Genomic DNA, 25,577 nt, shown 5'->3' on the forward strand with positions numbered 1-25,577 from the left:
CTCAGGCTTCTCAAGCTAGACGTCTACATGGCCGAGACATTAGAGGCAACTTATCGTCTCACCCCCCTGTCCCACGATATGGCGCACAGCAGCCCAGGGCCGCTTTTATGCCGTTAGATACGGAAATCATTAGGTAGCGACATAACACGCTGCACAGGGCGCCATGGCACGATAACGTCGCCGTCAACGATAGAAGCGAGATAGCCCCTTGAGGACCTCGCTCAAGATGTCAGGTGGCGGCTGGAAGTCGGAGGCTGGCTCCAAGGTGGTCGTCATTACCTCATACTGGCCGGTGGGATAGGTCACGATCAGGTGGTCGTCGGTCACCACGGCATGGTTCATGTAGCTGCCGGCCACCAGCCAGTCGCGTGAACGAGGAGCAAACAGGCTCTTGCCCATGGTGTAGGCGCGAGGCGGTGTGGCGCGGCAGCCCAGCGCATGCTGCATCAGGGTCGCCGGAATGTCGGCATGGGAGGTCCGGCGCGCGATGCGTCCCGCGGGCTTGCCTGGCCAGTGCACCACCATCGGCACCTTGAGCTGGGCGTCGCTATAGTTGCTGCCGTGTCCCCAGTAGCCCTTGCCGTTGTCGTTGAATTCCTCGCCGTGATCCGAGGTGATCATGACGATGGTGTCATCGAGCAGGCCGCGCCGCTCGAGGTCGTCCAGTACCCGGCCGATCAGGCCGTCGACATAGCGTACGGCCGTCTTGTAGCGATTGAAGTAGGGGGTGCGATCGAAGTCCTCGTCGAGCGCCAGACGATTGAGGGTCTCCCAGTAGGGTTTGATGCGGGGGTAGTCGGAGGGAACGCTGTAGCCGTGCACCGACTTGTAGAACAGGAAGCCGAAGAAGGGCGAGGCCCCCGCGCCGCGCTGTTCCAGAAAGCTCAACCAGTCGTTGGTGATCAGTCGGTCACGCTGCCAGGCCTCGTCACCCGGAGGGTCGAGTCGAATGTCCTGGATGCCGGCGAAGGCGGTACGATCAAAGGCCGGGCTGATCAGGGTCGCGGCCGAGAGGATCTGAGGCTCGTAGCCCAGCGCCATGAGGCGATCGATCCAGACCGGAGGCGTGCGTGAGTTCTCGAAGGCGTCCCAGTAGGTCGGCGGCAAGCCGTAGAACATGCTGAAGCCACCCGCCTTGGTGGAGTTGCCACCGCTGTAATGCTGGGTATAGACCCTTGCCTGCCGTTCGGCGAAGGTCGAGACCTCCGGCATCCAGCGCGGGTCGAGCATGTCGCCCCTCAGGGCGTCCACGGCGATCATCAGCACATTATGGCGAGTTTCCGGCGGCCGGCAGCTTAGCGGTTGGGTCGGATAATTCAGCCCATCGGCTCGTATCCCGGCTTCCAGGTGCGCCAACTGCGAGTCGTCACGCCGGCGGGTCGCGTCCACCCAGCCCTGTTCTTCCAGGAAACGCTTGGCGGTGGTGGCGTGATACAGCGGCACATAGCGAGTGATACTGGTGATCCTGGTGTCATAGACCGCATCGGCCCAGGCGTGCCAGGCATGGGCTCCGAGCTGGGCGCCGAACAGGACCGAGAAGGCCACGACTAGCCAGCGCGGACGGGGGCGCTTGATAAGTAGCCCCCTCGCAATAGCGGCCTGCACGGCGAGCATGGCCAGCAATGCCGCTCCGGCGATGGACCATTCGATCCAGGAAAAATCGAAGGTATGCCGCCCCGCCTGAATCAGGGTGTTGAGCACGAAGCCGGAGAGATGGAAGCGATACAGCTCGAAGACCGCGATATCCACCGCCAGCAGGGCCTGCCCCAAGGTGGCGACGATGATCGCGACCGGCACCAGCCAGCGATGGCGCAGGAACACGGCCAATGCCACCAGAACCAGGCCGGGGAGCCAAGCCAGCACGGCGTATTGCCCGATATAGGTTAAGGTGACGTATCCTGCGGTCGTCGGATCCAGTATCGGCATTCGCTTGAGGAAGCCGGTGGCCAGCAGCCAGGCGAGAGGCACGTTGGCGAAGACGAACCAGGCGGTCCAGTCAAGCCGGTTGACGAGCGCCTCCCGTCTAGCAGGGGGAGGAGTAGATATCATGTCGGCTCTTCAAATCGTCGTGTTGGGGTAAACGGGGTGTTATCTGCAACAAATTCGCTGCGTGATGCCTGAAACGGCATAACGAGGAGTCATGGTGCCATCATCGGGATATCTGGGATAGTGACAATGGAGGGGACGGCATGCAACGCAGGGCCCCGGGTGAGCCAACCCGTACGCCTGTCGGCCACTCAACCACCTGTCGGAGGCAGGCAAGCTCGTCGAGAGGCTTGAGCCCCCAGAAGATCAACACCGGCAATGTCTTATCGGCTCAAGATGCTGGTTGAGTCATAAACGTCATCAGGCGATCGATGGAGTGACCTCCACAAGCTGGGGATGCGCCCTAGGGGAAAATTTGATAGGATCCTGATCCCGAGTTTTGAGGGTAATGGTCAAAAGCTTGGCCTTCGCGCCCTCGCACTAATGCTTAGCGCAAGGATATCGAGTAGTCGTGACAACCTCCCATTCAGGGCTGATGACTCCGCCCTAGCATTCCTTCCCCGTATTTTGGCTGCGATCCCATCTCGCATAGCCAGGCATCGCTCCGATGCCTTCGGCGCCTAGCGCCTATCGTATATTTCCTCATCACCCAATGGTTACACCGCAGCGAGCCTCCCTTCGTATGGGGCAGGCCGTGCTCGTGTCAGCAATGGCACGAGCACGGCTGCATGCGGTATGGCCCCCATCCACTGACCGGACCGCTGCATGTACGAAAAGATGAAACTGAGTTGGTTCTCCAACCTCAAGGGCGACACCCTGGCGGGTATCGTCGTGGCCCTGGCCTTGATCCCCGAGGCCATCGCCTTCTCCATCATCGCCGGGGTCGACCCCAAGATAGGCCTCTACGCCTCCTTCGCCATCTGCGTGATCATCGCCTTTACCGGCGGGCGTTCGGGGATGGTCTCGGCGGCCACCGGCGCCATGGCGCTACTGATGGTCACCCTGGTCAAGGAGCATGGCCTGGAGTATCTGCTGGCCGCCACCCTCCTCACCGGGGTGCTGCAGATCATCGCTGGCTACCTGAAGTTGGCCGACCTGATGCGCTTCGTGTCGCGCTCGGTGGTCACCGGCTTCGTCAACGCCCTGGCGATCCTGATCTTCATGGCACAGCTGCCCGAACTGACCGGGGTCACGTGGCATGTATACGCCATGACGCTGGCCGGCCTGGCGATCATCTACCTCTTTCCCTATGTGCCGGTGATTGGCAAGGCGTTGCCTTCACCGCTGGTCTGCATCGTGGTGCTGACCATCGTCTACATGGCCACCGGCATGGAGATCCGCAGCGTGGGTGACATGGGCGAACTGCCCGATAGCCTGCCGGTGTTCCTGTGGCCCGAGGTGCCGCTCAACCTCGAGACGCTGATGATCATTCTGCCCTACTCGGTGATGCTGACGGTGGTGGGCCTGCTTGAGTCGATGATGACCGCCACCATCATCGATGACCTCACCGACACCGGCAGTAACAAGAACCGCGAGTGCAAGGGCCAGGGCATCGCCAACATCGGCGCCGGCCTGCTCGGCGGCATGGCGGGCTGCGCGATGATCGGGCAGTCGGTGATCAACATCAAATCCGGTGGTCGCCGGCGCATGTCGACGCTGATCGCCGGCGTTGCCCTGCTGATGATGGTGGTGTTCCTCGCCGACTGGGTCTCACAGATCCCCATGGCAGCCCTGGTGGCGGTGATGATCATGGTTTCCATCGGCACCTTCAGCTGGGAGTCGATCCGTGACCTCAAGAAGCATCCGATGAGCACCAACTTCGTGATGGTGGCCACCGTGGTCGTCACTGTGGGCACTCACAACCTGGCCATCGGCGTCTTCGTCGGCGTGCTGCTGGCGGCGCTGTTCTTCGCCAACAAGGTCGGCAACATCCTCTACGTCGGTTCCGAGGAAGCCGACGAGGGTAACCGCCGGATCTACAAGATTGTCGGTCAGGTGTTCTTCGCGTCATCCGAACGCTTCGCCGCCGCCTTCGACTTCAAGGAGAGCGTGGCGAGGGTCACCATCGATCTCTCCCGGGCGCATTTCTGGGACATCACCGCCGTCCAGGCCCTGGACCGAGCGGTGATCAAGTTCCGTCGCGAGGGCACCGAAGTGGAACTGGTCGGTCTCAACGAGGCCAGCGCGACCATCGTTGATCGTTATGCCATCCATGATGACCCGGAGGCGGTCGAGAAGCTGATGGGCGGCCATTGATGCCCGTCTGCCGGGGCCACGCTCCGGCATCCGGAGCCGGGACGACATCCCGGCGAGACTCCCACTCAGACGAAGCAGGAATACGATGACAGACAAGGTAATGGCCGCTATCGACGGCTCACAATTTTCCGAGGGCGTCTGCGACTATGCGGCCTGGGCCAGCTTGGCCCTGGAGGCGCCGTTGACCTTTGTGCACGTGGTCGACAATCACCCGCAGACGGCAGAAGCGGACCTCTCAGGGAACATCGGGCTAGGATCCCGCGAGCACCTGCTCGAAGAGCTGTCGGCGCTGGACGAGCAGCGCGCCAAGATAGCCCAGGAGCAAGGCCGGCTGATGCTCCAGGCGGCCAGGGAGCGGGCCGTCGAGAATGGCGTAGCCGAGCCGACCACTCACCAGCGCAACGGGACGCTGGTGGAGACCCTCGAGGAGCTGGCCGACCAGACCCGACTGCTGGTGATGGGAAAGCGCGGCGAGACCGCCCATCAGGATCGCGATCACCTGGGCTCCAGCCTCGAGCGGGTGGTACGCGGCTTGCACCGGCCGATCCTGATGGTGCCGGAGGCCTTCAAGCGCCCCGAGAAGGTGATGATCGCCTTCGATGGCAGCAAGACCACCCGCAAGGGCGTGGAGATGCTGGCCAGGAGTCCGCTGTTCCAGGGCATCCCGGTGCACGTGGTGATCGTCGGCGCCGAGACAGGCGACCACCGCTCACAGCTCGACTGGGCGCTCGCGACCCTGCGCGAGGCGGGCCACGAGGCCGAGGGTGCGATTCGTGCCGGCGAGGTCGAGCCGACGCTGCATACCTACCAGGAAGAGCAGGGCATCGACCTGCTGGTGATGGGGGCCTATGGCCACTCGCGGATCCGCCAGCTACTGGTTGGCAGCACCACCACCGAGATGCTGCGAAAAGCCGATATCCCGGTCCTGCTGCTGCGATAACGGTTTCCGAAACCGGCCCGCCGCTATGGGTGCTTTTGGTGTGTGCCGGTTTTTTACATGAAAGATGCAAGAACACTATCGAGAGCGCTTGCCCATGATGACCACGCCGCCCTGAGACCCGCCCCACCCAACCACCATCGCAAGAGGACCCCGAACACGACGCGCCTCCTCCGGGAGGTCATGACAAGGAATCGATCATTGGACAGTACCACCTTCGCCCATACTGCTTTCTTCGATGAAACCTCTTCCTCGCAGCGCTTTGTCGCCGAGCTGCTGGAAAAAGCAGATATTCGCATCAACGGGGACCACCCCTGGGATATCAAGCTCAACGCCCATGGCGTCATCGACGACGCCTTGGCCCGCGGTAACCTGGGCCTCGGCGAGGCCTACATGAACGGCGATTGGGACGCCGAGCGCTTGGATGAGTTCTTCTATCACCTGCTGCGCGCCCGACTTCCCGAACAGGTCAACCCACGCAAACTGGTCTTCCATCACCTGCGTACCCGCCTGATCAACCTGCAGACCGCCAAGCGTGCCTTCGAGGTCGGTGAAGCCCACTATGACCTGGGTAACGATTTCTATGCCGCCATGCTCGACAGGCGCATGACCTACACCTGCGGCTACTGGAAGGACGCCCGTAATCTGGACGAGGCCCAGGAAGCCAAGCTCGACCTCGTCTGCCGCAAGCTCGAGTTGGAACCCGGCATGCGGGTGCTCGATATCGGCTGCGGCTGGGGCAGCTTCATGGCTTACGCTGCCGAGCACTACGGCGTGGAGTGCGTCGGCCTGACCATCTCCCACGAGCAGGCCGAGTACGGCAAGCAGTTGATGAGACAGGGGCTGCCAGTGGAGTTTCGCCTCAAGGACTACCGCGACGAGACCGAACAGTTCGACCGCATCGTCAGTATCGGCATGTTCGAGCACGTCGGCCGCAAGAACTACCGCGAGTACATGGAAATGGCGGAGCGTTGCCTCAAGGGCGATGGCCTCTTCCTGCTGCACACCATCGGCAAGAACGTGCGCAATACCTCGCCGGACCCCTGGATCGACAAGTACATCTTTCCCAACGGCGAACTGCCGGCTCTGGGGCATGTCACCGATGCCGCCGAGGGGCTGTTCGTAGTCGAGGACTTGCACAACTTCGGCGCCGACTACGACAGGACTCTGATGGCCTGGCATGCCAATTTCGAGGCCAACTGGCATCGTTTCGCCGATACCTACGGCGAGCGCTTCTATCGCATGTGGCGCTACTACCTGCAGAGCTGTGCCGGTGCCTTTCGCGCCCGCGACATCCAGCTCTGGCAGTTCGTGCTCAGCAAGAAGGGCGTCGTCGGTGGCTACCACCGGGTCAGCTGACACCGCTTCCCCAATTATTCACCAGGAATTTCCGATGAGCGAATACTCCCTGTTCACTTCCGAATCCGTATCCGAGGGTCACCCGGACAAGATCGCCGACCAGATCTCCGACGCGGTGCTGGATGCCATCATCGCCCGCGACAAGCAGGCACGCGTGGCCTGCGAAACGATGGTCAAGACGGGGGTGGCGATCGTCGCCGGCGAGATCACCACCAGTGCCTGGGTCGACCTCGAGGATCTGGTTCTGCAAGGTGATCCTGGACATCGGCTACGATTCCTCGGACGTCGGCTTCGACGGCGAGACCTGCGGCATGCTCAACCTGATCGGCAAGCAGAGCGTCGACATCGCCCAAGGCGTCGATCGCTCCAAGCCCGAGGACCAGGGCGCCGGCGACCAGGGCCTGATGTTCGGCTACGCGACCAACGAGACCGAGTCCTACATGCCGGCGCCGATCCACTATGCGCACCGGCTGGTCGAGCGCCAGTCGGAGCTGCGCAAGAACGGCATGCTGCCGTGGCTGCGTCCCGACGCCAAGAGTCAGGTGACCTTCCGCTACGGCGATGACGGCAAGCCGGTGGCGGTCGATGCGGTGGTGCTCTCGACCCAGCACGACCCCGAGATCAATCAGGACGAGCTGCGCAAGATGGTGCGTCGCGAGATCATCGAGCAGGTTTTACCGGCCGAGTGGCTGACGTCGTCCACCAAGTACCATATCAACCCCACCGGCAAGTTCGTGATCGGCGGGCCGGTCGGCGACTGCGGCCTCACCGGGCGCAAGATCATCGTCGACACCTACGGCGGCATGGCGCGTCACGGCGGCGGGGCCTTCTCCGGCAAGGATCCGTCCAAGGTCGACCGCAGCGCGGCCTACGCCGGGCGCTACGTGGCCAAGAACGTGGTCGCCGCGGGGCTGGCCGACAAGTGCGAGATCCAGGTGTCCTACGCCATCGGCGTTGCCGAGCCGACCTCGGTGTCGGTCGATACCTTCGGTACCGGCCGCGTGAGCGACGACAAGATCATCGAACTGGTGCGCGAGCATTTCGACCTGCGTCCCTACGCGATCACCCGCATGCTCGATCTGCAGCACCCCATGTATCGCCTGACCGCGGCCTACGGCCACTTCGGCCGCGAGCCGTTCGAGCACACCTACACCTGGACCGATGTCAACGGCGAGACCCAGCACGAGACCTTCACCGCCTTCCCCTGGGAGAAGCTCGACAAGGTCGAAGCGCTGAAGAACGCCGCCAGGCTCTGACCCCGACGACCCCGGAGAGACAGCATGTCAAGCAAGCTCTACTGCACCGCCAACTTCAAGCCCAAGCCCGGCCGCGAGGAGGCCGTGTTCAAGGCCCTGCAGGCGCTCGAGCCCAACGCCCATCGCGAGGATGGCTGTATCCAGTACACGGTGACCCGGCATATCGACCATCCCAACGCTCAGGGGGCCAGCTACCCCATCGTCTTCCATGAAATCTGGGCCAGTCGAGAAGCCTTCGAGGCGCACTGCAACCGTCGCGAGATCCAGGCGTTCTTCGCCAGCCAGGTCGAGGCGGACGACGGCGACGTGGAGCATGCCAACGTCTGCGTCTACACCGACGAGCCCCACGACTACGACGCCTCGGAACTCTGAATCCGACGTAAACGGCACGGGCATGACCGCACGTGCCCTTGCATACCACAGGAGATCCTCATGACCGAACAGAAGATGAACGTCGAGAGCTTCAACCTGGACCACACTCTGGTGCAGGCGCCCTATGTGCGGCTGGCTGATATCAAGACCGGCGAGCACGGCGACCACATTCACAAGTACGACCTGCGTATCTGTCAGCCCAACCGGGATCACATGGCGATGCCCGCATTGCACTCTCTCGAGCATCTGCTGGCCGAGAAGTCCCGCAACCACTCCGACAAGGTCGTCGACATCAGCCCTATGGGCTGTCAGACCGGCTTCTACGTGGCGATGATCAACCATGACGACTACGAGGGCGTGCTCGACCTGCTGGAGCGCACCCTCAAGGACGTGCTCGAGGCCACCGAGGTGCCTGCCTGCAACGAGATGCAGTGCGGCTGGGCGGCCAGCCACAGCCTGGAGGGCGCCCAGGAAATTGCTCGTGGTCTGCTGGCCAAGCGCGACGAGTGGAGCCGGATCTTCGCCTGAAGGGGGCGGGACATCGCAACTTGGGCCGCCAGCGTTCCTGTCTACACAGCGATCGCCAGCGGCGTTATCGTGGTAGAGTCCGGCGCACGGTCGGAAGCCTCTGCCCGAGGCATCACCCAGGCGACGTCGCGCTGCCCCAGGATCACTGGCGTTCGTCCGGCATGATGGAGGCGACATGACATGAATCACCCCGATATTGATATCGACCGGGTACGCACGCGGCTCAAGGATCTGCGCGCCGAGCTGATCGAGCAGAGCCACGAGAGCAGCGACTCCCGCGCCACGGTGATGCTGGACCAGCAGTCCGTAGGCCGCCTGTCGCGCATGGATGCCCTTCAAGGGCAGGCCATGGCCAAGGCCGAAGAGCAGCGCCGACAACAGACTCTGCTGAGGATCGATTCCGCCCTGATGCGTCTTGACCGGGAAGCGTTCGGCGAATGCATCGAGTGCGGCGAGTGGATCTCGGCCAAGCGCCTGGAGTGGGATCCGACCGTGTTGAAATGCATCGATTGTGCCGAGTGAGGAGACATGCTGACACTCCTGCAAGATGACGTGATGATCGACGTCAGGGTCGCGGCGGAAGGCCGGGACGACGAATGCGAGGCCATCGTGAGGCCCGCGACGGACAGGCAGCGACACGATCTGGGCCGTGCCGCGGTCGGGCAGGCGTGGATGGCCTGGACACCGACCGGGAGCGAACTGCGAACCATCAAGTTCATGCCTCCGAAGCCCTTGCGAGACCGCGACTCGCGAGAGCTGCTCAAGAGCTATCGATTCGCCCTTCGGGTGGCCGAGACCTACGAGGTGACTACCCTGGCCCTGCCGCTCCCGGAACAGGCCGGCCTTTCCCGGCCGGAAGAGGTATTGGAAGGCGAGTTGATCCACACCCTGCTCGGGGAGTGCGGCGCGCTGCGCCATCTGCGCCACCTCCGGTTACACGCCAGTGGGGAGCAAGAGGCGGTCCGCTATGCCGATCGACTGGCCGACCACCAGAGGCGACACGGCCAGTCCGCTTGAAGCCTGGTTCCATGCCCTGTTAGCGTATACGTCAAGTTTTCCGTCCAGATACCTGTTCAAGGTCGCTGGTAACTGCAAAGGAGCCCTCCGTTGAGCCAGTTACTCGTCGACACCCTGTCTTTCCTGACTAGTCCACCCTAGGTCGTCTGCGATTTTCCCGAATCCGATCGTGTCTCGAAGCGGCGTTGCCGGCTCGGGATGACTGCATCTATCCGGGCGCCCGGCTCTTTCCCGGGCCCTGGGAAAGGGGATCGACATGAGCGACCAAGAGGCCTTCCTGCCCGATGTGGGCGAACTCTCCTCCGCCGATGGCTGGGTCAGCGTTCACTACTATCTGCCACTCGACTCGCGCGCGACCTTGCTGGTCGTCTACCAGGATACTCACGGCTCAGGTGTGACCTCCGGTCGTTGCGAGCGGGGGCGCTTCCTGAACGCCACGAACCGAGCCCTGATTCGTGGCGTCAGGGCCTGGCGTTTCATGCAGGGGTGAGTGATGCAAGACAATCATCTGCAACAGATGCGCCGTGAGCACCTGGCGAGCGAAGGATTCTACAGCGTCCGGCAGCGAATGCCTGATGAACACGCCTGGGTGGAGTATGACCTGTTGTTCATGGGGCAGAGGATCACGGGGCAGCGGCGACTATCGCCCTTAAGCCTCGAGGCCGATAACGCGCTCGACCCCATCCAGGCAGCGCTGCTGCTGGGGGCGGGTCCGGGTATCGAGTCGGTCTACTGGCGCCCCCATGATCCGGTGCTTGCCGCTCAGGAGACGAGCATGGCCAGGGAACCCACCTGGGATTGACTTGAGATCTCTCCAGTTACTGTGCAATTCCCCAGTTCTTTTTCCCAGTAGGTCTCCCATGTCAACCAGCACAGCACCCAGAGCCGCCACTTCGCTATATGACGAGGTGGCCAGACGGCGTACCTTCGCCATCATCTCGCACCCGGATGCCGGCAAAACCACTCTTACCGAAAAGCTGCTGATGTACGGCGGCGCAATCCGTTCCGCAGGCACCGTCAAGAGCAAGAAGAGCAACCAGTTCGCGACCTCGGACTGGATGGAGGTCGAGAAGCAGCGTGGCATCTCGGTGGCCAGTTCCGTCATGCAGTTCGAGCATGATAGCTGCGTGATCAACCTGCTCGACACGCCCGGTCACCAGGACTTCTCGGAGGACACCTACCGCGTGCTGACGGCGGTGGACGCGGCGCTGATGGTGATCGATGCCGCCAAGGGCGTCGAGGCCCAGACCATCAAGCTGCTGGAAGTGTGCCGGCTGCGCAAGACGCCGGTGATCACCTTCATTAACAAGATGGATCGAGAGGTACACGAGCCTCTGGAGCTGATCGACGAGATCGAGGAGATCCTGGGCATGCCCTGTGCGCCGATCACCTGGCCCATCGGCATGGGCAAGGACTTTGCCGGCGTCTTCGATCTGGCCAGCGAGCGCATGCTCAAGTTCACCCCGGGGGAGAACCGACCCGAGACCGACCTTGAGGTGCTGGAGGGGGAGGATCATCCCTATCTCGTGAAGCACTTCCCGATTGCTCATGCCACCTTCAAGGAGGAGGTGGAAATCGTGCGCGAGGCGGCGGAGCCCTTCGATCATAACGGCTTCCTTGTCGGTGACCTCTCGCCGGTGTTCTTCGGCTCCGCGATCAACAACTTCGGGGTGCGCGACATCCTCAAGGCACTGGTAGCCTGGGCGCCTCCGCCGCGCCAGCGCGAAGCCCGCCAGCGCACGGTCAGGCCGGACGAGGATGCCTTCACCGGCATCGTGTTCAAGATCCAGGCCAACATGAACCCCCAGCACCGGGATCGCATCGCCTTCGTAAGGGTCTGCTCCGGGGCCTATCGTCAGGGGCTCAAGGCGCGGCATATCCGCAGCGGCAAGCCCATCCGGCTCGATCACGCCATCACCTTCATGGCCCAGGAGCGGGCCCATCTCGCCTCCGCCTATGCCGGGGACATCATCGGCATTCCCAACCATGGTCGCCTGCGCATCGGGGACGTGATCACCGAAGGCGAGGTGCTGGAATTGGAGGGCATCCCACACTTCTCCCCGGAGATCTTCCGCGCCGCGCGGCTGAACGACCCCCTGCGGGCCAAACAGCTCAACAAGGCGCTGCTGGAGCTGGGCGAGGAAGGCACCATCCAGGTGTTTGAGCCACTGGAGAAGACCGGCATGATCCTGGGCGCCGTGGGACAGCTGCAGTTCGAGACTGTTGCCCACCGTCTGCAGGCAGAATACGGTGTCGATGCCGCCTTCGAGAGCGTACCGGTGCACAAGGCGCTGTGGGTCAGCAGCACGGATACCGCCGCCATGAAGCGCTTCAGCCAGGCCAATGCCGGCCGCCTGGCCAGGGATGCCGCCGGAGCGCTGGCCTTCATGGCGCCCAATCGGTCGGTCCTCGATCTAACCATCGAGAAGTGGCCCGAGATTGACTTCCACAGCACCCGTGAGGTGGGCGCAACCTGATGTGCCTCGCTATTCTCCTTTTCATTCAATGAGTTTCAGCCGACGTCATGAATCAGCAAGTCGATACTCCCGAACGGGCCGCCGAGCGGCACCACATCGAGCATACCCTGACACGCATCGACGCCAATCTGGCGGAGCTGGAGGACCGCCTGGCGATTACGCCGAGGATATCCAGGCTCAGAAGGAGTACCTCTGGTCGAGCCGCGACGAGATGGACCATATCGAGAAGATCTCGGCACGGGAGTCGATCCAGCAGGCGGTGATGACCGGCGACAACGCCCTGGCACGGCGCCGCAAGCTCGAGAAGCTCCGGCATTCCCCCTACTTCGGTCGCTTCGACTTCGCACGAGGCGGCAAGGCCGAACCGGTCTACATCGGCATTCACCACTTCCACGATGACCTGGAGCGGGTGAGTCGCGTCCATGACTGGCGGGCCCCCATCGCCGCGCTCTTCTACGACGTCGAGACCGGCCCCGCCACCTACGAGAGCCCCGAAGGGACGGTGGCCGGCGAGGTCACCCTGAAACGGCAGTTCCGCATCAAGGGCGGAGAGATCGAGCTGATGATCGACAGCGCTGTGCACGTGGTGGACGACGTCCTCCAGGAGGAGCTTGGCCGCGCCTCCGACGAGGGCATGAAGAACATCGTCGCCACCATCCAGCGCGACCAGAACGCCATCATCCGCAACGATGAGGCCCAGGTGCTGGTGATCCAGGGGGTGGCCGGCTCTGGCAAGACCTCCATCGCCCTGCACCGCATCGCCTACCTGCTCTATCGCTTCAAGGAGAGCCTGCGCTCCGAGGACATCCTGATCATCTCGCCCAACCGGGTTTTCTCCGACTACATCGCCAACGTGCTGCCGGAGCTCGGCGAGGAGACGGTCAACCAGGTCGGCATGGAGGAGCTGGCCGACGAATTGCTGGAGGGCCAGTACCGCTTCGAGAGCTTCTTCGAGCAGACCACGGCGCTGCTGGAGAGGGACGACGAGGTGATGAAGGCACGGCTTCGCTATAAGGCCTCACCGGACTTCCTGACCGAGCTCGACCGCTACGCAGCCCATGTCGAGGCCAACCGCTTCGCCGCCGAGGACCTGTGGATCGCTCGGCGCCTGGTGCCCGCCTGGCTGCTCGAGGAGGTGTTCCGCAAGCACCGTCACCTGCCCACCCATGAACGCCTGAAGCAGGTGAGCTGGGAGATCGAGCGCAAGATCGGCAACCAGTACAATTACGACCTGGAACCCGAGGAGCGCAAGCAGCTCAAGGCGGCCGTCAAGACGATGCTCCGGCAGGCGACCCTGCGCGAGACCTACAAGGGCTTCTACGACTGGCTGGGTCGGCCGGAGCTGTTCAGGACCGCCTCGCGGGGCAGGCTGGAGTATGCCGACGTCTTCCCGCTGATCTACCTGAAAATGCGCCTGGAGGGGGGTGCGTTCGCGCTGGCGGGACGTCAAGCACCTGCTGGTCGATGAGATGCAGGACTACACGCCGGTGCAGTATGCGGTGATTGGCCGGCTCTTCTCCTGCAAGAAGACCATCCTCGGCGACGCCTTCCAGTCGGTGAATCCGTATAGCGCCTCCAAGGCCGAGGAGATCCGCCGGGTGCTGCGCCAGTCAGCCTGCGTGACCCTCAACAAGAGCTATCGCTCGAGCCTTCAGATCACTCGCTTCGCCCAGCGCATCTCGTCCAATCCGGAGCTGGAGGCGATCGAGCGCCACGGTGAGGAGCCGGAAGTGATCAAGGCCCGCAGCCGCAAGGAGGAGCTCGCCACCATCGGCGAGCTAGCCCGCGACTTCGCCACCTCCGACCACAACACACTCGGCATCGTCTGCAAGTCCCAGAAGCAGGCGAAGCGGGTCTTCGAGGCCCTCGACAGCGGCGAGCATGGGGAATTCGACAGGTTGCAGCTGCTCGGCGAGAAGAGCAGCGCCTTCGGCCAGGGCATCGTCGTCTGCACCGCTCACATGGCCAAGGGCCTGGAGTTCGACCGGGTCATCGTGCCCGAGGTGACGGCGAAGAACTACGCCACCGACATGGAGCGCAACCTGCTCTACGTGGCCTGTACTCGGGCCATGCACCGCCTAGCCCTCACCCACACGGGCCAGCCCACGCCCTTCCTGGACACCGCCTGACGGGCGGCACGACCACTCCATTCAACACACCACCCACCACGAGGAACCCCCAAGGTGAGTCAAACGATAGCGGTAATGAAAGGCGACGGTATCGGCCCCGAGATCATGGAAGCCACCCTGCGCGTGCTGGACGCGCTCGACTGCGACCTGACCTACGAGTTTCACGATGCCGGCCTTGCCGCCCTGGACCAGCACGGCACCCTGGTACCCCCCGAAACGCTGGCGGCCATCGAAAAGTATGGTGTCGCCCTCAAGGGGCCGCTGACCACGCCCATCGGCAAGGGGTTCTCCTCCATCAACGTGCAGCTGCGCCGCCACTTTGACCTCTATGCCAATGTGCGGCCCGCAATCAGCTTTCCCGACACCCGTTCACGCTACGACGACATCGACCTGATCACGGTGCGCGAGAATACCGAAGGCGCCTATCTCGCCGAAGGTCAGAGCCTCTCCGAGGATGGCGAGACCGCCCTGTCGAGCATCCGCGTGACCCGCAGCGGCTCGGAGCGCATCGTGCGTTACGCCTTCGAGTTGGCTCGTCAGCGCGGTCGCCAGAAAGTCACCGCGGTGCACAAAGCCAATATCATCAAGACCAGCTCCGGCTTGTTCCTGGATGTAGCCCGAGAGGTGGCAGGCGAGTACCCGGAGATCGAGTTTCAGGAGATGATCGTCGACAACGCCTGCATGCAGCTGGTGATGAATCCCAACCAGTTCGATGTCATCGTCACTACCAACCTGTTTGGCGACATCCTCTCCGACCTGTGCGCCGGCCTGGTCGGTGGTCTGGGCCTGGCCCCGGGGTCCAACATCGGCAGCGAGGCGGCCATCTTCGAGGCGGTGCACGGCTCGGCGCCGGACATCGCCGGCAAGAAGATTGCCAACCCCTGTGCCCTGCTGCTGGCGGCGGCGGACATGCTCGACCATCTGGGAATGGTGGAGAAGGGTGCGAAAATCCGGGGGAGCATCCGTGAGGTACTCGAGAATGACCGCGAGCAGGTCACGCCGGACATGGGCGGCAGCGGTAATACCGACACTTTCGCCGATGCTTTGGTGGCGAATCTGAAGATGTGAGAGCAAGCTACGTTAGGGTGCTCCATGCCCTATGCAAAGTCTTCTTATGGGTTGAGGGACCCTGGCGTCGCGCCTTACCGGCTTGGTGAAGGGTGGTGCTCGGGGCATCACGGCGTTCTGGGCCCTGGCCCTGGCCGGCCTGCCAGCGCTGCTGGCCCTGCTGCCCCTGGCCGAAGTGGGGTGGTTGGTGGCGGGCCTTCTGGCCTTCGGTGTGCTGTTTGCGGTCAACTCGAGTTGGCACAGCTACCTGATCGTCCACTACGCCCGCGCCGACGGTGTCTCCATGGATGTGGGGTTCTACTACATGGCCAACGCCATGGGGCGTCTGCTGGGCACACTGCTATCGGGGTGGGTGTACCAGGTGTATGGCCTGGCTGCCTGTCTGTGGATCTCGGCCGCTCTGGTGGCTGCCAGCGCCCTGATGGCTCTCGCGCTGCCACGGGAGGTGTCTGGGAAGTGATGTAGGGCTACCGCCCCTCGAACAACGCATCTACAACCCCCTAGGTCAGTGGCGACATCTTCACCATTACGCTGCTTAATATTATCTTCCATACAAGCCCAAAGATGATAGAAATTTGGTTCATCACATGCGCGAGGCTCCCGGCGAGAGCGCTACCTTGAGTTGGTTGTGATAGGTTTGCATTCGCACTCAGACAGGACTGACTCTCCTCCTGCCAAATGGGGAGTAATATGGGTATAAACAAGCAATCAAGAACGGGGAAAATAAAACTAAATGACTGTTTTATAAGCAAAAAACCTATCAAAATCCACCTTCAGGTGCAGAATATCGAGTAGGGACGTGCCTCGACTCACCCCAGCAGGCCAACACCCATGGCCGCCGCCACGAGCAGCAAGACCACCCGCCACGCCGACCAGTGCCAGCGCGTCAGCAGCCCAAAGCCCAGCGCTGCTAGATCGGCGAAATCCGCCTCGCTGAGCCAGCGCCGGCGCACCACGAACGACTCGCGGAAATAGCCCAGATGCGCCACTGGGCCACCGAAAGCGGTGAGCCCCAGCAAGAGAAAGGTGCGAAAGAGCTCCCCCGAGGTGCCATCCCGGGGCGCCATCCCGGCCGTCTGCCGTGCGAAGGCATTGGCCAGCAGCCAGTCGACGAAGCGTGTCACCGCGGGCGGCATGTCGCCCGAGGGCGGGGTCAGCAATTCGTAGGTCATCGGCGAGGCGAGCACGTAGCGCTCGCCGAAAGGGCGCACCAATAAGCCGCTCTGCAGCCGATCCATCGCCACGGGGGCATTGGCCAGCATGACCCCGTGCCCGGCGATGGCCTGGTCCAGGGCCAGCCCCGAGAGCGAGTAGCGCCGTTGCGGCGCCGCCAAGCGGTCGGCGACACCGGCAGCCTCGAGCCATTCGCGCCAGCCGGGAAAGACGACGCCCTGGGGCGAATCCCAGCCGACCTCGAGCAGGGTATGCTGAGCCAGGTCGGCGGGCCTCATGGGCCGAATCTGCTGCGCCAGCAGTGTCGGGGCGCACACCGGAAACAGCACGTCGCCGAACAGCGGGTAGCTGGCGACATCGGGCCAGGGGCCACGGCCATAGCGGATCGCCAGACGCGCGCCATCGCCCTGCCAGACAGGCAGCGTGAATGACTGCGTGGCCTCCAGCGATATCTCGATGCCGCCGACCCTGGCCTCGAAATCCATCAGCCGCGGCAACAGCCAGAGCTGGGTGAACGAGGGCGGTGCACTGAGCGTGAGCATCGGCCCGTGCCGGGCACGCTCACGCACCGCTCTCACCCCGGCGGCGATGCGCTCGAGGCCGCCGTCGATCTCTCGGGCCAAGTGCCGCCCGGCGTCGTTCAGCACCACACCGTTGGCCTGGCGTGCGAAGAGCGCCACGCCGAGCCGATCTTCGAGCTGCTTGACCTGCCGACTCACCGCGCCGGGGGTGACACCCAGGCGCGCGGCGGCGTGCTTGAAACTCTCTGCGCGGGCCGCCTCGGCAAAGGCGCGCAACGCGTTCAGCGGCAGACGTTCGACTTTCATCGCGTGAGCTTTCCTGAGCCTTGACCACCACATTACTTGCTTGGCGGCGCGACGCCCACCTGCTCTGATGGGGCCTCGCTACCCACAGGAGAGTGACATGCCACAGACGCGAGCGTCGCGCCGGCCACCATCGCCACACGCCAACGCCCCGCTACGCCGGCGTCTGGATGCGCAGGCCGGGGCCTTGATGGTGCTATTCTGCCTGGCGCTGGGCTTTCAGCAGGTGGCGATCAAGCTCGCCGCGGCGGATGTCTCGCCACTGACTCAGATTGCCCTGCGCTCATCCATGGCGGCACTGCTGGTGCTGGCGCTGGCCTATCGCCGGGGGATACGCGTTACCCATTTCCGTACCCATCTCGGGCCGGGCATCCTGGTGGGGCTGGGGTTCGTGGCCGAGTTCGCATTCGTCGCCTGGGGGCTCGACTACAGCCTGGCATCACACATGTCGGTGTTCCTCTACACCGCACCGATCTTCGCCGCCCTGGGGCTGCATCTGCTGGTGCCGGGCGAGCAGCTGACGCGGCGCCAGTGGCTGGGGGTGGGGATCGCCTTCGGTGGGATGGTACTCGCGCTGGCCCCGGCGGCCGAACTCGCGCACACCGCGGACATCCTGCGCGGTGACCTGCTGGGGCTGCTGGCCGGACTGGCCTGGGCGGCGACCACCCTGGTGATTCGCCGCTCCTCGCTCTCCGAGGTGCCACCGGAGCAGACGCTCTGCTACCAGCTCGTTGTCGCCGGCCTGCTGCTGCTCCCGGCGAGCGCGCTACTGGGGGATCTCGGCGAGATTCGGTTGAGCGGCGTGGCGGTCTTCAGCCTGGCCTTCCAGACCCTGGTGATCTCCTGCGCCGCTCTGCTGCTGTGGTTCGCCCTGCTGCGCCGCTATTTTGCCTCCCAGCTCGGCATCTTCTCGTTCCTCTCGCCGATCTTCGGTGTCCTGTTCGGCGCGCTGCTGCTGGACGAGCCGCTCACCGCCAACTTCCTGGCGGGTGGCGCGGCGCTGCTGATCGGGCTCCTGGTGGTCACCCGCTAGTAGGCTTGGTATAGCCAGCGCTAGATATTCAGCGTGTCAAACATCGCTTCATCTTCAGCTCATCTCTCTGGTCCAACCTGGCAGTATCGAAACGAACAGGCACGGGAGTCGAGGATGCCATCTAGCCGAGAACGCTGGGCAGGGGCGCTGATCCTGTTCGCCATGGCCACGCTGGCCATGGCGCAGGATCCTTTCGGGCAACAGAGCGATTTCCTGCCACCGGATCAGGCCTTCAAGCCAACGCTGGTACGAGACGGCAACGGATTAGACATCCACTGGCAGATCGAGCCCGGTTACTACCTCTATCGCCACAGTTTCTCTGCCAAGGCTGATGAGCGCGAACTAGCGCTCGATATTCCCGAGGGGGAGACGACCGAGGACGAGTACTTCGGCCGGTCCGAGATCTATCGTCATGCGTTGCGCATGACCACGCACCCCGGGGAAGCCGATACCCTCACCCTTCATTGGCAGGGTTGCGCCGATGCCGGCCTCTGCTATCCGCCCCAGCAGCGAACCTTCGATCTGGAGTCCGTCGCAGATGCCTCGGGGAGCAGCACCATCGACGTGAACGCGCCGGGAACGGATGCTTCGGCCGATGTGTCGAATGCGTTATCAGCGACATCAGCGTCTATCGCGCCAGGCTCCACCACTCAGCCTCAGCCCCGGACAGACGCGGCGATGGCGGAAGATCAGCAACTGGCGGCGCAGCTCGCCGGTGGCAACGGGATCTGGACGCTGGCGGCGTTCTTCGGCATGGGGCTGCTGTTAACTTTCACGCCCTGCGTTCTGCCAATGATCCCCATTCTCTCCAGCCTGATCGTCGGCCAACGTCGCAGCGGGGAGAATCCGCGTGCCGCCGGCTTCGTGCTCTCGCTCGCCTACGTTCTCCCCATGGCCGCGACCTACGCGATACTGGGCGTGGCCGCGGCCATGGCCGGCGCCAATCTGCAGATGCTGTTCCAAAATGTCTGGTTCATCGGAATTTTCTCGGCACTGTTCGTGGTGCTGGCGTTCGCTATGTTCGGTGCCTTCGAGCTCGAACTGCCGCGAGCGTTGCGTCAACGCCTGGATTCGGGGCTGTCGAGACAGCGCGGCGGCCGCTTCAAGGGCGTCGCTGCCATGGGGGTGCTCTCCGCCCTGCTGGTCGGCCCCTGCATGACCGCTCCTCTCGCCGGTGCTTTGCTCTTCATCGCTGACACCGGCAATCCGTGGTTGGGCGGTACGGCGCTGCTCGCGTTGGGGCTCGGCATGGGCGCGCCGCTGGTGCTGATCGGCACGCTCGGCAGCCAGTTGCTACCCCGGCCCGGCGCCTGGATGACGCGCATCAAAGCACTGTTCGGCTTCGTGCTGCTGGGCATGGCAATCTGGTTCGTCGCCCGAATCCTCTCGGATGCCATCGTTCTTGGCCTGTGGGGCGCGCTGGGTCTGGGCGCTGCGATCTCTCTCGTCGCCATGGCGCGTGGCAACGGCACGGGTAGCATTCTGCCCCAGTTCGCCACCGCCAGTGCCGCCATCATCGGTCTGTGGAGCGCGTTGATCCTGATCGGTGCCGCCGGTGGCGCCAGGGATCCGTGGCAACCCCTCTCGATCTACTTGCCAAGCGGTGTGGCAACAACCTCGCAGGGTGCCAACGGAGCTGGGCCTGTCGCGTTCGACGACGTGAAGGACCTGGCCACGCTCGAACGCCGCGTCCAGGCCACCGCCAACAGCGGCCAGATGACACTGGTCGAATTCACCGCCGACTGGTGTGTCTCCTGCGAGATCATCGAACGGGAAGTGTTCAGCGACCCGGCCGTGAAGGATGCGCTCCAGGACGTGCAGCGACTGAGTATCGACGTTACGGATTACGACGCCGAGGACCAGGCGATCATGCAGCACTTCGGTGTCGTCGGGCCACCGACCCTGATGTGGTTCGGCCCCGACGGCCGCGAGCAGCGCAGCGCCCGCATCATCGGCGAGCTGGATGCCGAGGCCTTTCTCGATCGCTATACGCAGGCCAGACAGAACGCCAACGAGTCCACTGGGGGTTGACATGGATCCGCTCGATCGCGGTATCGCCCTGGGGCCCCTGGGCGTGAGTCTGGGTCAGCTTCTGCTGGTCCTGGCCATGGTCGTCGCCCTGATCGTGGGCACCTGGGTGGGCAGTCGTCGGCAGGTCAGCGTCGGCGATGTTCTGTTCAATGCGTTGCTGATCGGCCTGATCGGCGCACGCATCGTGTTCGTGGCCCACTACTGGCAGAGCTACGACACCTTCTGGTCCTGGCTAGACATCAGGGATCGCGGGTTCGAGCCACTGGCGGGGCTGGTCATCGCTTTCATCTATCTGGCCTGGCGCTTCTGGCAGCAGCCGGCCATGCGTCGGCCTCTGGGTTCAGCGGTGCTCTCGGGTGCGCTGACATGGTCGATGGCTGCTGGCGCCCTGACGCTGACAGCACCTCACGGGGCGAGCCTGCCCTCGATCCCGCTGGCGGACCTCGATGGGTCACCGGTAGCTCTGCCCACCGTGCTGCAGGCATCCGATCGGCCCATGGTGGTCAATCTCTGGGCGAGCTGGTGTCCACCCTGTCGTCGCGAGATGCCGATGCTGGAACAGGCTCAACGAGAGCGGGAAGACGTGTCGTTCGTGTTCGTCAATCAGGGCGAGAGCGTCGATGCCGTCGAGACGTTTCTGCAGCGGGAGTCCCTCACGCTCGATCATCTCTATCGCGATCCGGACATGAGTTTCGGTCGCGAGGTGGGCGCCATGGCCATGCCGACCACGCTCTACTACGACACCGACGGCCAGCTCGTCGATACCCACTTCGGTGAGCTTTCCCGTGCCACGCTCGATCGCGGTCTCGAGCGCTTCACCCGACCTTCCCGGTAAACATTAATAAACGGAGACGACAATGATGCAACATTACATCCCACGAATGATGCCACTACGGCTCGCGCTGCCATTGGCCGCCGGTATTGCCCTGGCGGCAAGCCTGCCCGCCGCCGCCGACGACTGGCCCGCGCCGATCCAGACACTCGAGCAGCAGGGCCTCACCATTCACGGGGAGTTCAATGCCCCCGGCGGGCTCAAGGGCTACGCTGCCAGCATCCGAGGACAGAGCGTGGCAGCTTATCTAACGCCGGACGGCAAGCATGCCGTCGTCGGCACGCTGATCGACGCCCAGGGCCGCGACGTCTCCGCCGAGCCGCTGGAACAGCTCGTCGATGGGCCCAGAAATGCCGCACTTTGGAAGACACTGGAGGATCATCACTGGGTTCGCGAGGGCGATGCCGATGCGCCAGGCGTGGTCTACGCCTTCAGCGACCCCAACTGCCCTTACTGCCGAAAGTTCTGGCAGGATTCTCAACCCTGGGTGAAAAGCGGTGATGTACAGATTCGTCATATAGTGGTGGGCGTTCTGGGCGGCGACAGCCCCGCGAAAGCCGCCGCTATCCTGGCCGCAGACGATCCCAGCGCCGTGATCGCCGAGCACTATCGCACCGGTGCCATGCCGGACAGTGTGGGAACCGATCAGAGTGAACAGTGGGTCGCCGAGAATACGCAGTTGATGCGCAGCGCCCAGCTTCATGCAACCCCCGCCATTATCTACCAGGATGACGATGGCGCGGTGCATAAGGTCATGGGTGCGCCCTCTCCGAACAAACTGGCCACTATCATGGGTAGCGACTCGCCCTGAGCTTTTCCCTTCCCCCTTCTCACCCGTCCTTACTCATCCGCCCGGGTGAATCAGGCCAGGGGCAGCGAGAGCGTGACCCGCAGCCCGATACCGTCGCCGGAGGCGAGCCGCAGGCTGCCGCCCGCCCGGGTGGCGATCGTCTCGACGATGGACAACCCCAGACCGCTGCCCTTCGGATGGTTGCCGCGATGAAAGCGCTCCGTCAGGCGGGCGATCTGTTCGGGCGGGATGGTCTCGCCCTGATTGACGACGTCGATCACGGCCATGCCGTCCGCCTCGTGCGCCTCGACCTCGATCGGGGTGTCGGGCGAACCGTGACGCATGGCGTTCTCGAGCAGATTACGGAGCGCGATCACCAGCAGTTCCCCGGACAACGCCACGTGAAGCCGACCGGCCGACGCGCGCCAGTGACATCGATCACGACTGCCGGTCTCTACCATCGCGGCTTCCAGGGCGTCGCCAAGCCGCGTAGAGTCCACATGCCCCCGAGCGATCTCCTCGCTTTCCATGCGTGCCAGCAACAGCAACTGGTCGAGCGTCTTCGTCAGCCGCATCACCCCCGCCTCCGCCTGCTGCATCGCCTCCCGGCGAGGATCGCCGTCGACGCGTCGCGCGATCTGCAGATGGGTACGAATCGCGGTCAGCGGTGTGCGCAGCTCATGCGCGGCATCGTCGGTAAAGCGCTGCTCCAGCGCCAGCATGCGCCGGGTGCGTGCAAGCAGGGTGTTGAAACCGTCGATCAGCGGGCGAATTTCCCCCGGCAAGCCACGGATCGGTAGTGCCGAGAGATCGTCGTAATCGCGTGACATCAGGCGTCGCTGCAGCCTCGACAGCGGCGACAGACCCCGGGTTACGCCCCACCACAGTGCAATCAGGCTGCCGATCGAAGCGAGTAGAAAGGGATAGAACGCGGCACGGCGTACTTGAGCCAGCAACGACTCCCGCTCCCGCAGGCGATCCGCCACGGTGATGCGCTTGTCGTCGTCGACCAGGGTATAGACGCGCCAGCGCTGGCCGTTGTGATCGCGGTAGCTGTAGCCTTCGTCATCGACTGCGAGAACATCGTTCATCTGCGGATGCGTACCCGCCACCACCTGCCCACGCAGCGACGACACGCGGCAGGCGACGCCTTCGAGCGCAGGGATGGTCGAAGTCTCGCCGACTTCTCCATCCCAGGCCGCCGCCGGCACGCGATCGAGCAGGCCGGCGACCATTCGCGCCGACTGGGCCAGGCGCTGATCCAGCGACGTTTCGAGCTGGGTCGAGAGATCGCGCATCGACCACGCCGCGGTCAGCCCCCACAGCAGCATCAGCGTGATCCCGAGCGTGGCGACGAGACGCAGCCGCAGGCTCATGAGGGCGTATCGCCATGCAGTCGCTCGGCGGCGGGAAGCGCGCCGAGACGATAGCCGACGCCTCGGACCGTCTCGATCACATCGCGTCCAAGCTTGCGACGCAACTGGTAGATATGCACGTTGAGGGCGTTGCTCTCGATCTCGTCATCAATTCCGTAAAGGCGATCCTTCAGCTGATCGGCGCTCAGGATCCGCCCACGCGCGCGCATCAGCGCCTCCAGCAGCATCAGCTCGCGACGCACCAGCGCCACCGGTGCGCCATCCAGCGTCACGCTGCGAGCAACTGGGTCCAGCGCCAGGCTCCCGTGGCGAAGGGAGCGGTCGACCTGGCCGGCGCTGCGGCGCAACAGCGCCTGTAGCCTTGCCGTCAACTCATCAAGGTCGAACGGTTTGACCAGATAATCGTCGGCCCCGCCCTGAAGCCCTTCAACGCGACTGGCCACAGCATCCCTTGCCGTCAGCATTAGCACCGGCGTGGCAACACCAGCACGCCGCCACTGTTGCAGCAGCGTCAGACCCTCGCCATCGGGCAGACGCCGATCGAGCACCGCGGCATCATAGTCGATCGCGGCCATCGCCCCGCGTGCACCGTCCAGTGTAGTCACCGTATCGACGACGAAATCGGCCAACGCTAGTCCCGCTTCGATGCCGGCCGCTACCGGTGCGTCGTCCTCAACGAGAAGTACGCGCATCCTCTTCCCTACCGTTCATCGCATCAGGACCTATCACACCGGGAGTAAAGGCCAGAGTGTTGTCCGCGAACTGACATTGCCCTGCAAACGAGAGTTAGAGCAGTCATCAGAGGACTCGCGGCGCGTCTGCGGTGTTGAAGTAGATTTGGCGCTCTTCCTGATAGCTGCGCATGTGATCAAGGATCCGACGATAGGAGTCATCACCTTCAGCACTGTTGGCCTCGGCACGGCTTTCCAGATAAGGCATCGTGGCTTCCTGCAGGGGTTTAAGCAGCTCGACCGGCCACTCATTCACCTCTGCGCCGTTGCGCTCCAGAATCTCGATTGCCTTGCCTTGAGCTTCCAGTCCAATGGAAAGGGTTGCCAGCATCGACGCCTGGCCGCTGGTACGAATCGCTACGCGCTGCGCTTCACTCAGACTCTCCCATACCTGACGATTCACCAGAAGCTCGATATAGGAGAGCGGCTGATGCCAGGCATTGAGGTAGAAATACGGTGCCTTCTCGATAATGGGCGAGAGGTCCACGGTGTCGTTGGGCTCTTTTTCAAGGCCCAGCGCGCGTTTCATCATCAAAACGCCGGTATAAGGCAGGTTCAGCTCGTAGGCATCAACCTGATCGAGCTGGCGCAACTGTTGCGGCAACCGACCCGGCTGGAAGCCGCCAAATGTCAGGGTGTTGATCTCATGTTTAACTGGATTGCCTTCGGATGGGCAGCTCGCTGACGGGTCTGCACAGAGCGTTTCAGCGCCAATATTCGTGGTTTCTACTCCTGCCGTCTGACAGGCCTGGTGCCAGACCCCTGAAGCCGGCGCCGGCCAGCGCGCCAGCCAGGGCTGCTGACACATTTCGGTCATGCTGGTGGGCAGCCGCTCGGGGAAAAAGCCCGCTTCCTGCCCCGAGGTAAGGGCGATGGGTACAACGACAAGATTATTATCGAAGGTTTCATTGTAGATATCCTGCTCCAGCGCCAGGCCGCCACCGCTGATCAACCACGAGGCGAATTCTGACGGGTGTAACCCGAATGGTAGACCGGCGACCAGTAACTGACCGGATTCAAGACCATTGGAAATCGGTAGACCGATCGCAGCTGCCAGACCGCCTCTATCAGGTCCCGCCGCCACTGCCTCATAAAGATTGGCGTAGTCACCAGGTATCGAGACGAGCTTCGGCTTTACAGCATCGCGATCAGAGTCCGGAACACTGCCGGTGACATGGTAGACAAGCTCTAGATCCAACGCGCCGAGCAGTTTATTGGCATTGTCGATAAAAACATTGGCGGGTCCGCCAACGGGATGAGCGCCGCCGTGTGGCGCCTCCGGCATGATTAAAGGTGGAAACTGAACCTGCACGGGAAGCTGAGCTGCATTCGCGGCATGCGCGAGAAAACTCGGCAATAGCAGCGACGCGGAAAGGAAAGCGGATTTTGATAAAAACATGAC

22 protein-coding genes and 2 pseudogenes are annotated in these 25,577 nt (G+C 63.3%); 19 read left to right on the top strand and 5 right to left on the bottom strand.

What is annotated here, in order from left to right:
• Positions 1-183: 183 nt before the first annotated feature.
• Entirely contained in the window at positions 184-2,049 is a 1,866-nt protein-coding gene (locus tag QO259_RS17480) for a DUF3413 domain-containing protein (protein ID WP_285950955.1), read from the bottom strand.
• Between the two features lie 702 nt (positions 2,050-2,751).
• On the opposite strand from QO259_RS17480, the gene QO259_RS17485 reads away from it, so the two are divergent.
• The 15 genes and pseudogenes from QO259_RS17485 to QO259_RS17555 all read left to right on the top strand — a co-directional run.
• Complete coding sequence (locus QO259_RS17485) at positions 2,752-4,242, top strand: SulP family inorganic anion transporter (protein ID WP_285950956.1); 1,491 nt, start codon at positions 2,752-2,754, stop codon at positions 4,240-4,242.
• 85 nt (positions 4,243-4,327) lie between these two features.
• On the top strand, positions 4,328-5,182 hold the full coding sequence (locus QO259_RS17490; protein WP_285950957.1) for a universal stress protein: 855 nt from the start codon (positions 4,328-4,330) through the stop codon (positions 5,180-5,182).
• A 180-nt stretch (positions 5,183-5,362) separates the two neighbouring features.
• Positions 5,363-6,538 (top strand): cyclopropane fatty acyl phospholipid synthase, encoded by a 1,176-nt coding sequence (gene cfa / locus QO259_RS17495; protein ID WP_285950958.1) that lies wholly within the window; start codon positions 5,363-5,365, stop codon positions 6,536-6,538.
• A 34-nt stretch (positions 6,539-6,572) separates the two neighbouring features.
• Positions 6,573-7,794 (top strand): annotated as a pseudogene (gene metK / locus QO259_RS17500) (methionine adenosyltransferase).
• Positions 7,795-7,818: 24 nt separating this feature from the next.
• The gene (locus QO259_RS17505) at positions 7,819-8,166 is read left to right on the top strand and encodes a putative quinol monooxygenase (protein ID WP_285950959.1); all 348 of its coding nucleotides are present in this window, start codon (positions 7,819-7,821) and stop codon (positions 8,164-8,166) included.
• Between the two features lie 60 nt (positions 8,167-8,226).
• On the top strand, positions 8,227-8,694 hold the full coding sequence (locus QO259_RS17510) for an S-ribosylhomocysteine lyase (RefSeq protein WP_285950960.1): 468 nt from the start codon (positions 8,227-8,229) through the stop codon (positions 8,692-8,694).
• 180 nt (positions 8,695-8,874) lie between these two features.
• Positions 8,875-9,216 carry a TraR/DksA family transcriptional regulator gene (locus QO259_RS17515; RefSeq protein WP_285950961.1) on the top strand — a complete coding sequence of 114 codons (342 nt, stop codon included), beginning with the start codon at positions 8,875-8,877 and terminating at the stop codon, positions 9,214-9,216.
• 6 nt (positions 9,217-9,222) lie between these two features.
• Complete coding sequence (locus QO259_RS17520; protein WP_285950962.1) at positions 9,223-9,711, top strand: hypothetical protein; 489 nt, start codon at positions 9,223-9,225, stop codon at positions 9,709-9,711.
• Between the two features lie 256 nt (positions 9,712-9,967).
• Positions 9,968-10,201, top strand: a complete 234-nt coding sequence (locus tag QO259_RS17525; RefSeq protein WP_285950963.1) for a hypothetical protein — start codon at positions 9,968-9,970, stop codon at positions 10,199-10,201.
• Between the two features lie 3 nt (positions 10,202-10,204).
• Positions 10,205-10,513, top strand: a complete 309-nt coding sequence (locus tag QO259_RS17530) for a hypothetical protein (RefSeq protein WP_285950964.1) — start codon at positions 10,205-10,207, stop codon at positions 10,511-10,513.
• 58 nt (positions 10,514-10,571) lie between these two features.
• Complete coding sequence (locus QO259_RS17535; RefSeq protein ID WP_285950965.1) at positions 10,572-12,188, top strand: peptide chain release factor 3; 1,617 nt, start codon at positions 10,572-10,574, stop codon at positions 12,186-12,188.
• A gap of 211 nt (positions 12,189-12,399) precedes the next feature.
• Positions 12,400-13,656 (top strand): HelD family protein, encoded by a 1,257-nt coding sequence (locus QO259_RS17540; protein WP_285950966.1) that lies wholly within the window; start codon positions 12,400-12,402, stop codon positions 13,654-13,656.
• Positions 13,613-14,317, top strand: a complete 705-nt coding sequence (locus tag QO259_RS17545) for a 3'-5' exonuclease (RefSeq protein WP_285950967.1) — start codon at positions 13,613-13,615, stop codon at positions 14,315-14,317. Before QO259_RS17540 ends, QO259_RS17545 begins: the two co-directional genes overlap by 44 nt.
• 54 nt (positions 14,318-14,371) lie before the next feature.
• The gene (locus QO259_RS17550; RefSeq protein WP_285950968.1) at positions 14,372-15,385 is read left to right on the top strand and encodes an isocitrate dehydrogenase; all 1,014 of its coding nucleotides are present in this window, start codon (positions 14,372-14,374) and stop codon (positions 15,383-15,385) included.
• 58 nt (positions 15,386-15,443) lie between these two features.
• A pseudogene (locus QO259_RS17555) lies at positions 15,444-15,845 on the top strand (organoarsenical effux MFS transporter ArsJ); the annotation flags it as partial.
• 349 nt (positions 15,846-16,194) lie between these two features.
• On the opposite strand, the gene QO259_RS17560 reads toward QO259_RS17555, so the two are convergent.
• On the bottom strand, positions 16,195-17,385 hold the full coding sequence (locus tag QO259_RS17560; RefSeq protein ID WP_285950969.1) for a LysR substrate-binding domain-containing protein: 1,191 nt from the start codon (positions 17,383-17,385) through the stop codon (positions 16,195-16,197).
• A 97-nt stretch (positions 17,386-17,482) separates the two neighbouring features.
• On the opposite strand from QO259_RS17560, the gene QO259_RS17565 reads away from it, so the two are divergent.
• The 4 genes from QO259_RS17565 (at position 17,483) to dsbG (ending at position 22,089) form a co-directional block, all read left to right on the top strand.
• Positions 17,483-18,415 (top strand): DMT family transporter, encoded by a 933-nt coding sequence (locus QO259_RS17565; protein ID WP_285950970.1) that lies wholly within the window; start codon positions 17,483-17,485, stop codon positions 18,413-18,415.
• Between the two features lie 162 nt (positions 18,416-18,577).
• The gene (gene dsbD, locus QO259_RS17570; protein WP_285950971.1) at positions 18,578-20,446 is read left to right on the top strand and encodes a protein-disulfide reductase DsbD; all 1,869 of its coding nucleotides are present in this window, start codon (positions 18,578-18,580) and stop codon (positions 20,444-20,446) included.
• A gap of 1 nt (position 20,447) precedes the next feature.
• A complete protein-coding gene (locus QO259_RS17575; protein WP_285950972.1) occupies positions 20,448-21,281 on the top strand; it encodes a TlpA disulfide reductase family protein in 834 nt (277 codons plus the stop codon).
• Between the two features lie 25 nt (positions 21,282-21,306).
• On the top strand, positions 21,307-22,089 hold the full coding sequence (gene dsbG / locus QO259_RS17580; RefSeq protein ID WP_285950973.1) for a thiol:disulfide interchange protein DsbG: 783 nt from the start codon (positions 21,307-21,309) through the stop codon (positions 22,087-22,089).
• A gap of 50 nt (positions 22,090-22,139) precedes the next feature.
• Here dsbG and QO259_RS17585 read toward each other — a convergent pair whose 3' ends face one another.
• From QO259_RS17585 to QO259_RS17595, 3 genes are all read right to left on the bottom strand, one after another.
• The gene (locus QO259_RS17585) at positions 22,140-23,444 is read right to left on the bottom strand and encodes an ATP-binding protein (protein ID WP_285950974.1); all 1,305 of its coding nucleotides are present in this window, start codon (positions 23,442-23,444) and stop codon (positions 22,140-22,142) included.
• Positions 23,441-24,136: a response regulator gene (locus QO259_RS17590; RefSeq protein WP_285950975.1), complete on the bottom strand. Its 696-nt coding sequence runs from the start codon at positions 24,134-24,136 to the stop codon at positions 23,441-23,443. The genes QO259_RS17585 and QO259_RS17590 overlap by 4 nt, the downstream gene beginning before the upstream one ends.
• 106 nt (positions 24,137-24,242) lie before the next feature.
• Complete coding sequence (locus QO259_RS17595; protein WP_285950976.1) at positions 24,243-25,574, bottom strand: type 2 periplasmic-binding domain-containing protein; 1,332 nt, start codon at positions 25,572-25,574, stop codon at positions 24,243-24,245.
• Positions 25,575-25,577: the final 3 nt, after the last annotated feature.

It is taken from the genome of Salinicola sp. JS01 (genome assembly GCF_030284585.1).
GTDB lineage: Bacteria > Pseudomonadota > Gammaproteobacteria > Pseudomonadales > Halomonadaceae > Salinicola.

Coding starts and splice junctions, on each gene's coding strand:
- dsbG (WP_285950973.1), top strand. CDS start 21,307: ATGCAACATTACATCCCACGAATGATGCCACTACGGCTCGCGCTGCCA.
- QO259_RS17595 (WP_285950976.1), bottom strand. CDS start 25,574: ATGTTTTTATCAAAATCCGCTTTCCTTTCCGCGTCGCTGCTATTGCCG.
- QO259_RS17530 (WP_285950964.1), top strand. CDS start 10,205: ATGCAAGACAATCATCTGCAACAGATGCGCCGTGAGCACCTGGCGAGC.
- QO259_RS17560 (WP_285950969.1), bottom strand. CDS start 17,385: ATGAAAGTCGAACGTCTGCCGCTGAACGCGTTGCGCGCCTTTGCCGAG.
- QO259_RS17575 (WP_285950972.1), top strand. CDS start 20,448: ATGGATCCGCTCGATCGCGGTATCGCCCTGGGGCCCCTGGGCGTGAGT.
- QO259_RS17540 (WP_285950966.1), top strand. CDS start 12,400: ATGGACCATATCGAGAAGATCTCGGCACGGGAGTCGATCCAGCAGGCG.
- QO259_RS17585 (WP_285950974.1), bottom strand. CDS start 23,444: ATGAGCCTGCGGCTGCGTCTCGTCGCCACGCTCGGGATCACGCTGATG.
- QO259_RS17480 (WP_285950955.1), bottom strand. CDS start 2,049: ATGATATCTACTCCTCCCCCTGCTAGACGGGAGGCGCTCGTCAACCGG.
- dsbD (WP_285950971.1), top strand. CDS start 18,578: ATGGCCACGCTGGCCATGGCGCAGGATCCTTTCGGGCAACAGAGCGAT.
- cfa (WP_285950958.1), top strand. CDS start 5,363: ATGACAAGGAATCGATCATTGGACAGTACCACCTTCGCCCATACTGCT.
- QO259_RS17490 (WP_285950957.1), top strand. CDS start 4,328: ATGACAGACAAGGTAATGGCCGCTATCGACGGCTCACAATTTTCCGAG.
- QO259_RS17505 (WP_285950959.1), top strand. CDS start 7,819: ATGTCAAGCAAGCTCTACTGCACCGCCAACTTCAAGCCCAAGCCCGGC.
- QO259_RS17590 (WP_285950975.1), bottom strand. CDS start 24,136: ATGCGCGTACTTCTCGTTGAGGACGACGCACCGGTAGCGGCCGGCATC.
- QO259_RS17515 (WP_285950961.1), top strand. CDS start 8,875: ATGAATCACCCCGATATTGATATCGACCGGGTACGCACGCGGCTCAAG.
- QO259_RS17535 (WP_285950965.1), top strand. CDS start 10,572: ATGTCAACCAGCACAGCACCCAGAGCCGCCACTTCGCTATATGACGAG.
- QO259_RS17525 (WP_285950963.1), top strand. CDS start 9,968: ATGAGCGACCAAGAGGCCTTCCTGCCCGATGTGGGCGAACTCTCCTCC.
- QO259_RS17520 (WP_285950962.1), top strand. CDS start 9,223: ATGCTGACACTCCTGCAAGATGACGTGATGATCGACGTCAGGGTCGCG.
- QO259_RS17485 (WP_285950956.1), top strand. CDS start 2,752: ATGTACGAAAAGATGAAACTGAGTTGGTTCTCCAACCTCAAGGGCGAC.
- QO259_RS17510 (WP_285950960.1), top strand. CDS start 8,227: ATGACCGAACAGAAGATGAACGTCGAGAGCTTCAACCTGGACCACACT.
- QO259_RS17565 (WP_285950970.1), top strand. CDS start 17,483: ATGCCACAGACGCGAGCGTCGCGCCGGCCACCATCGCCACACGCCAAC.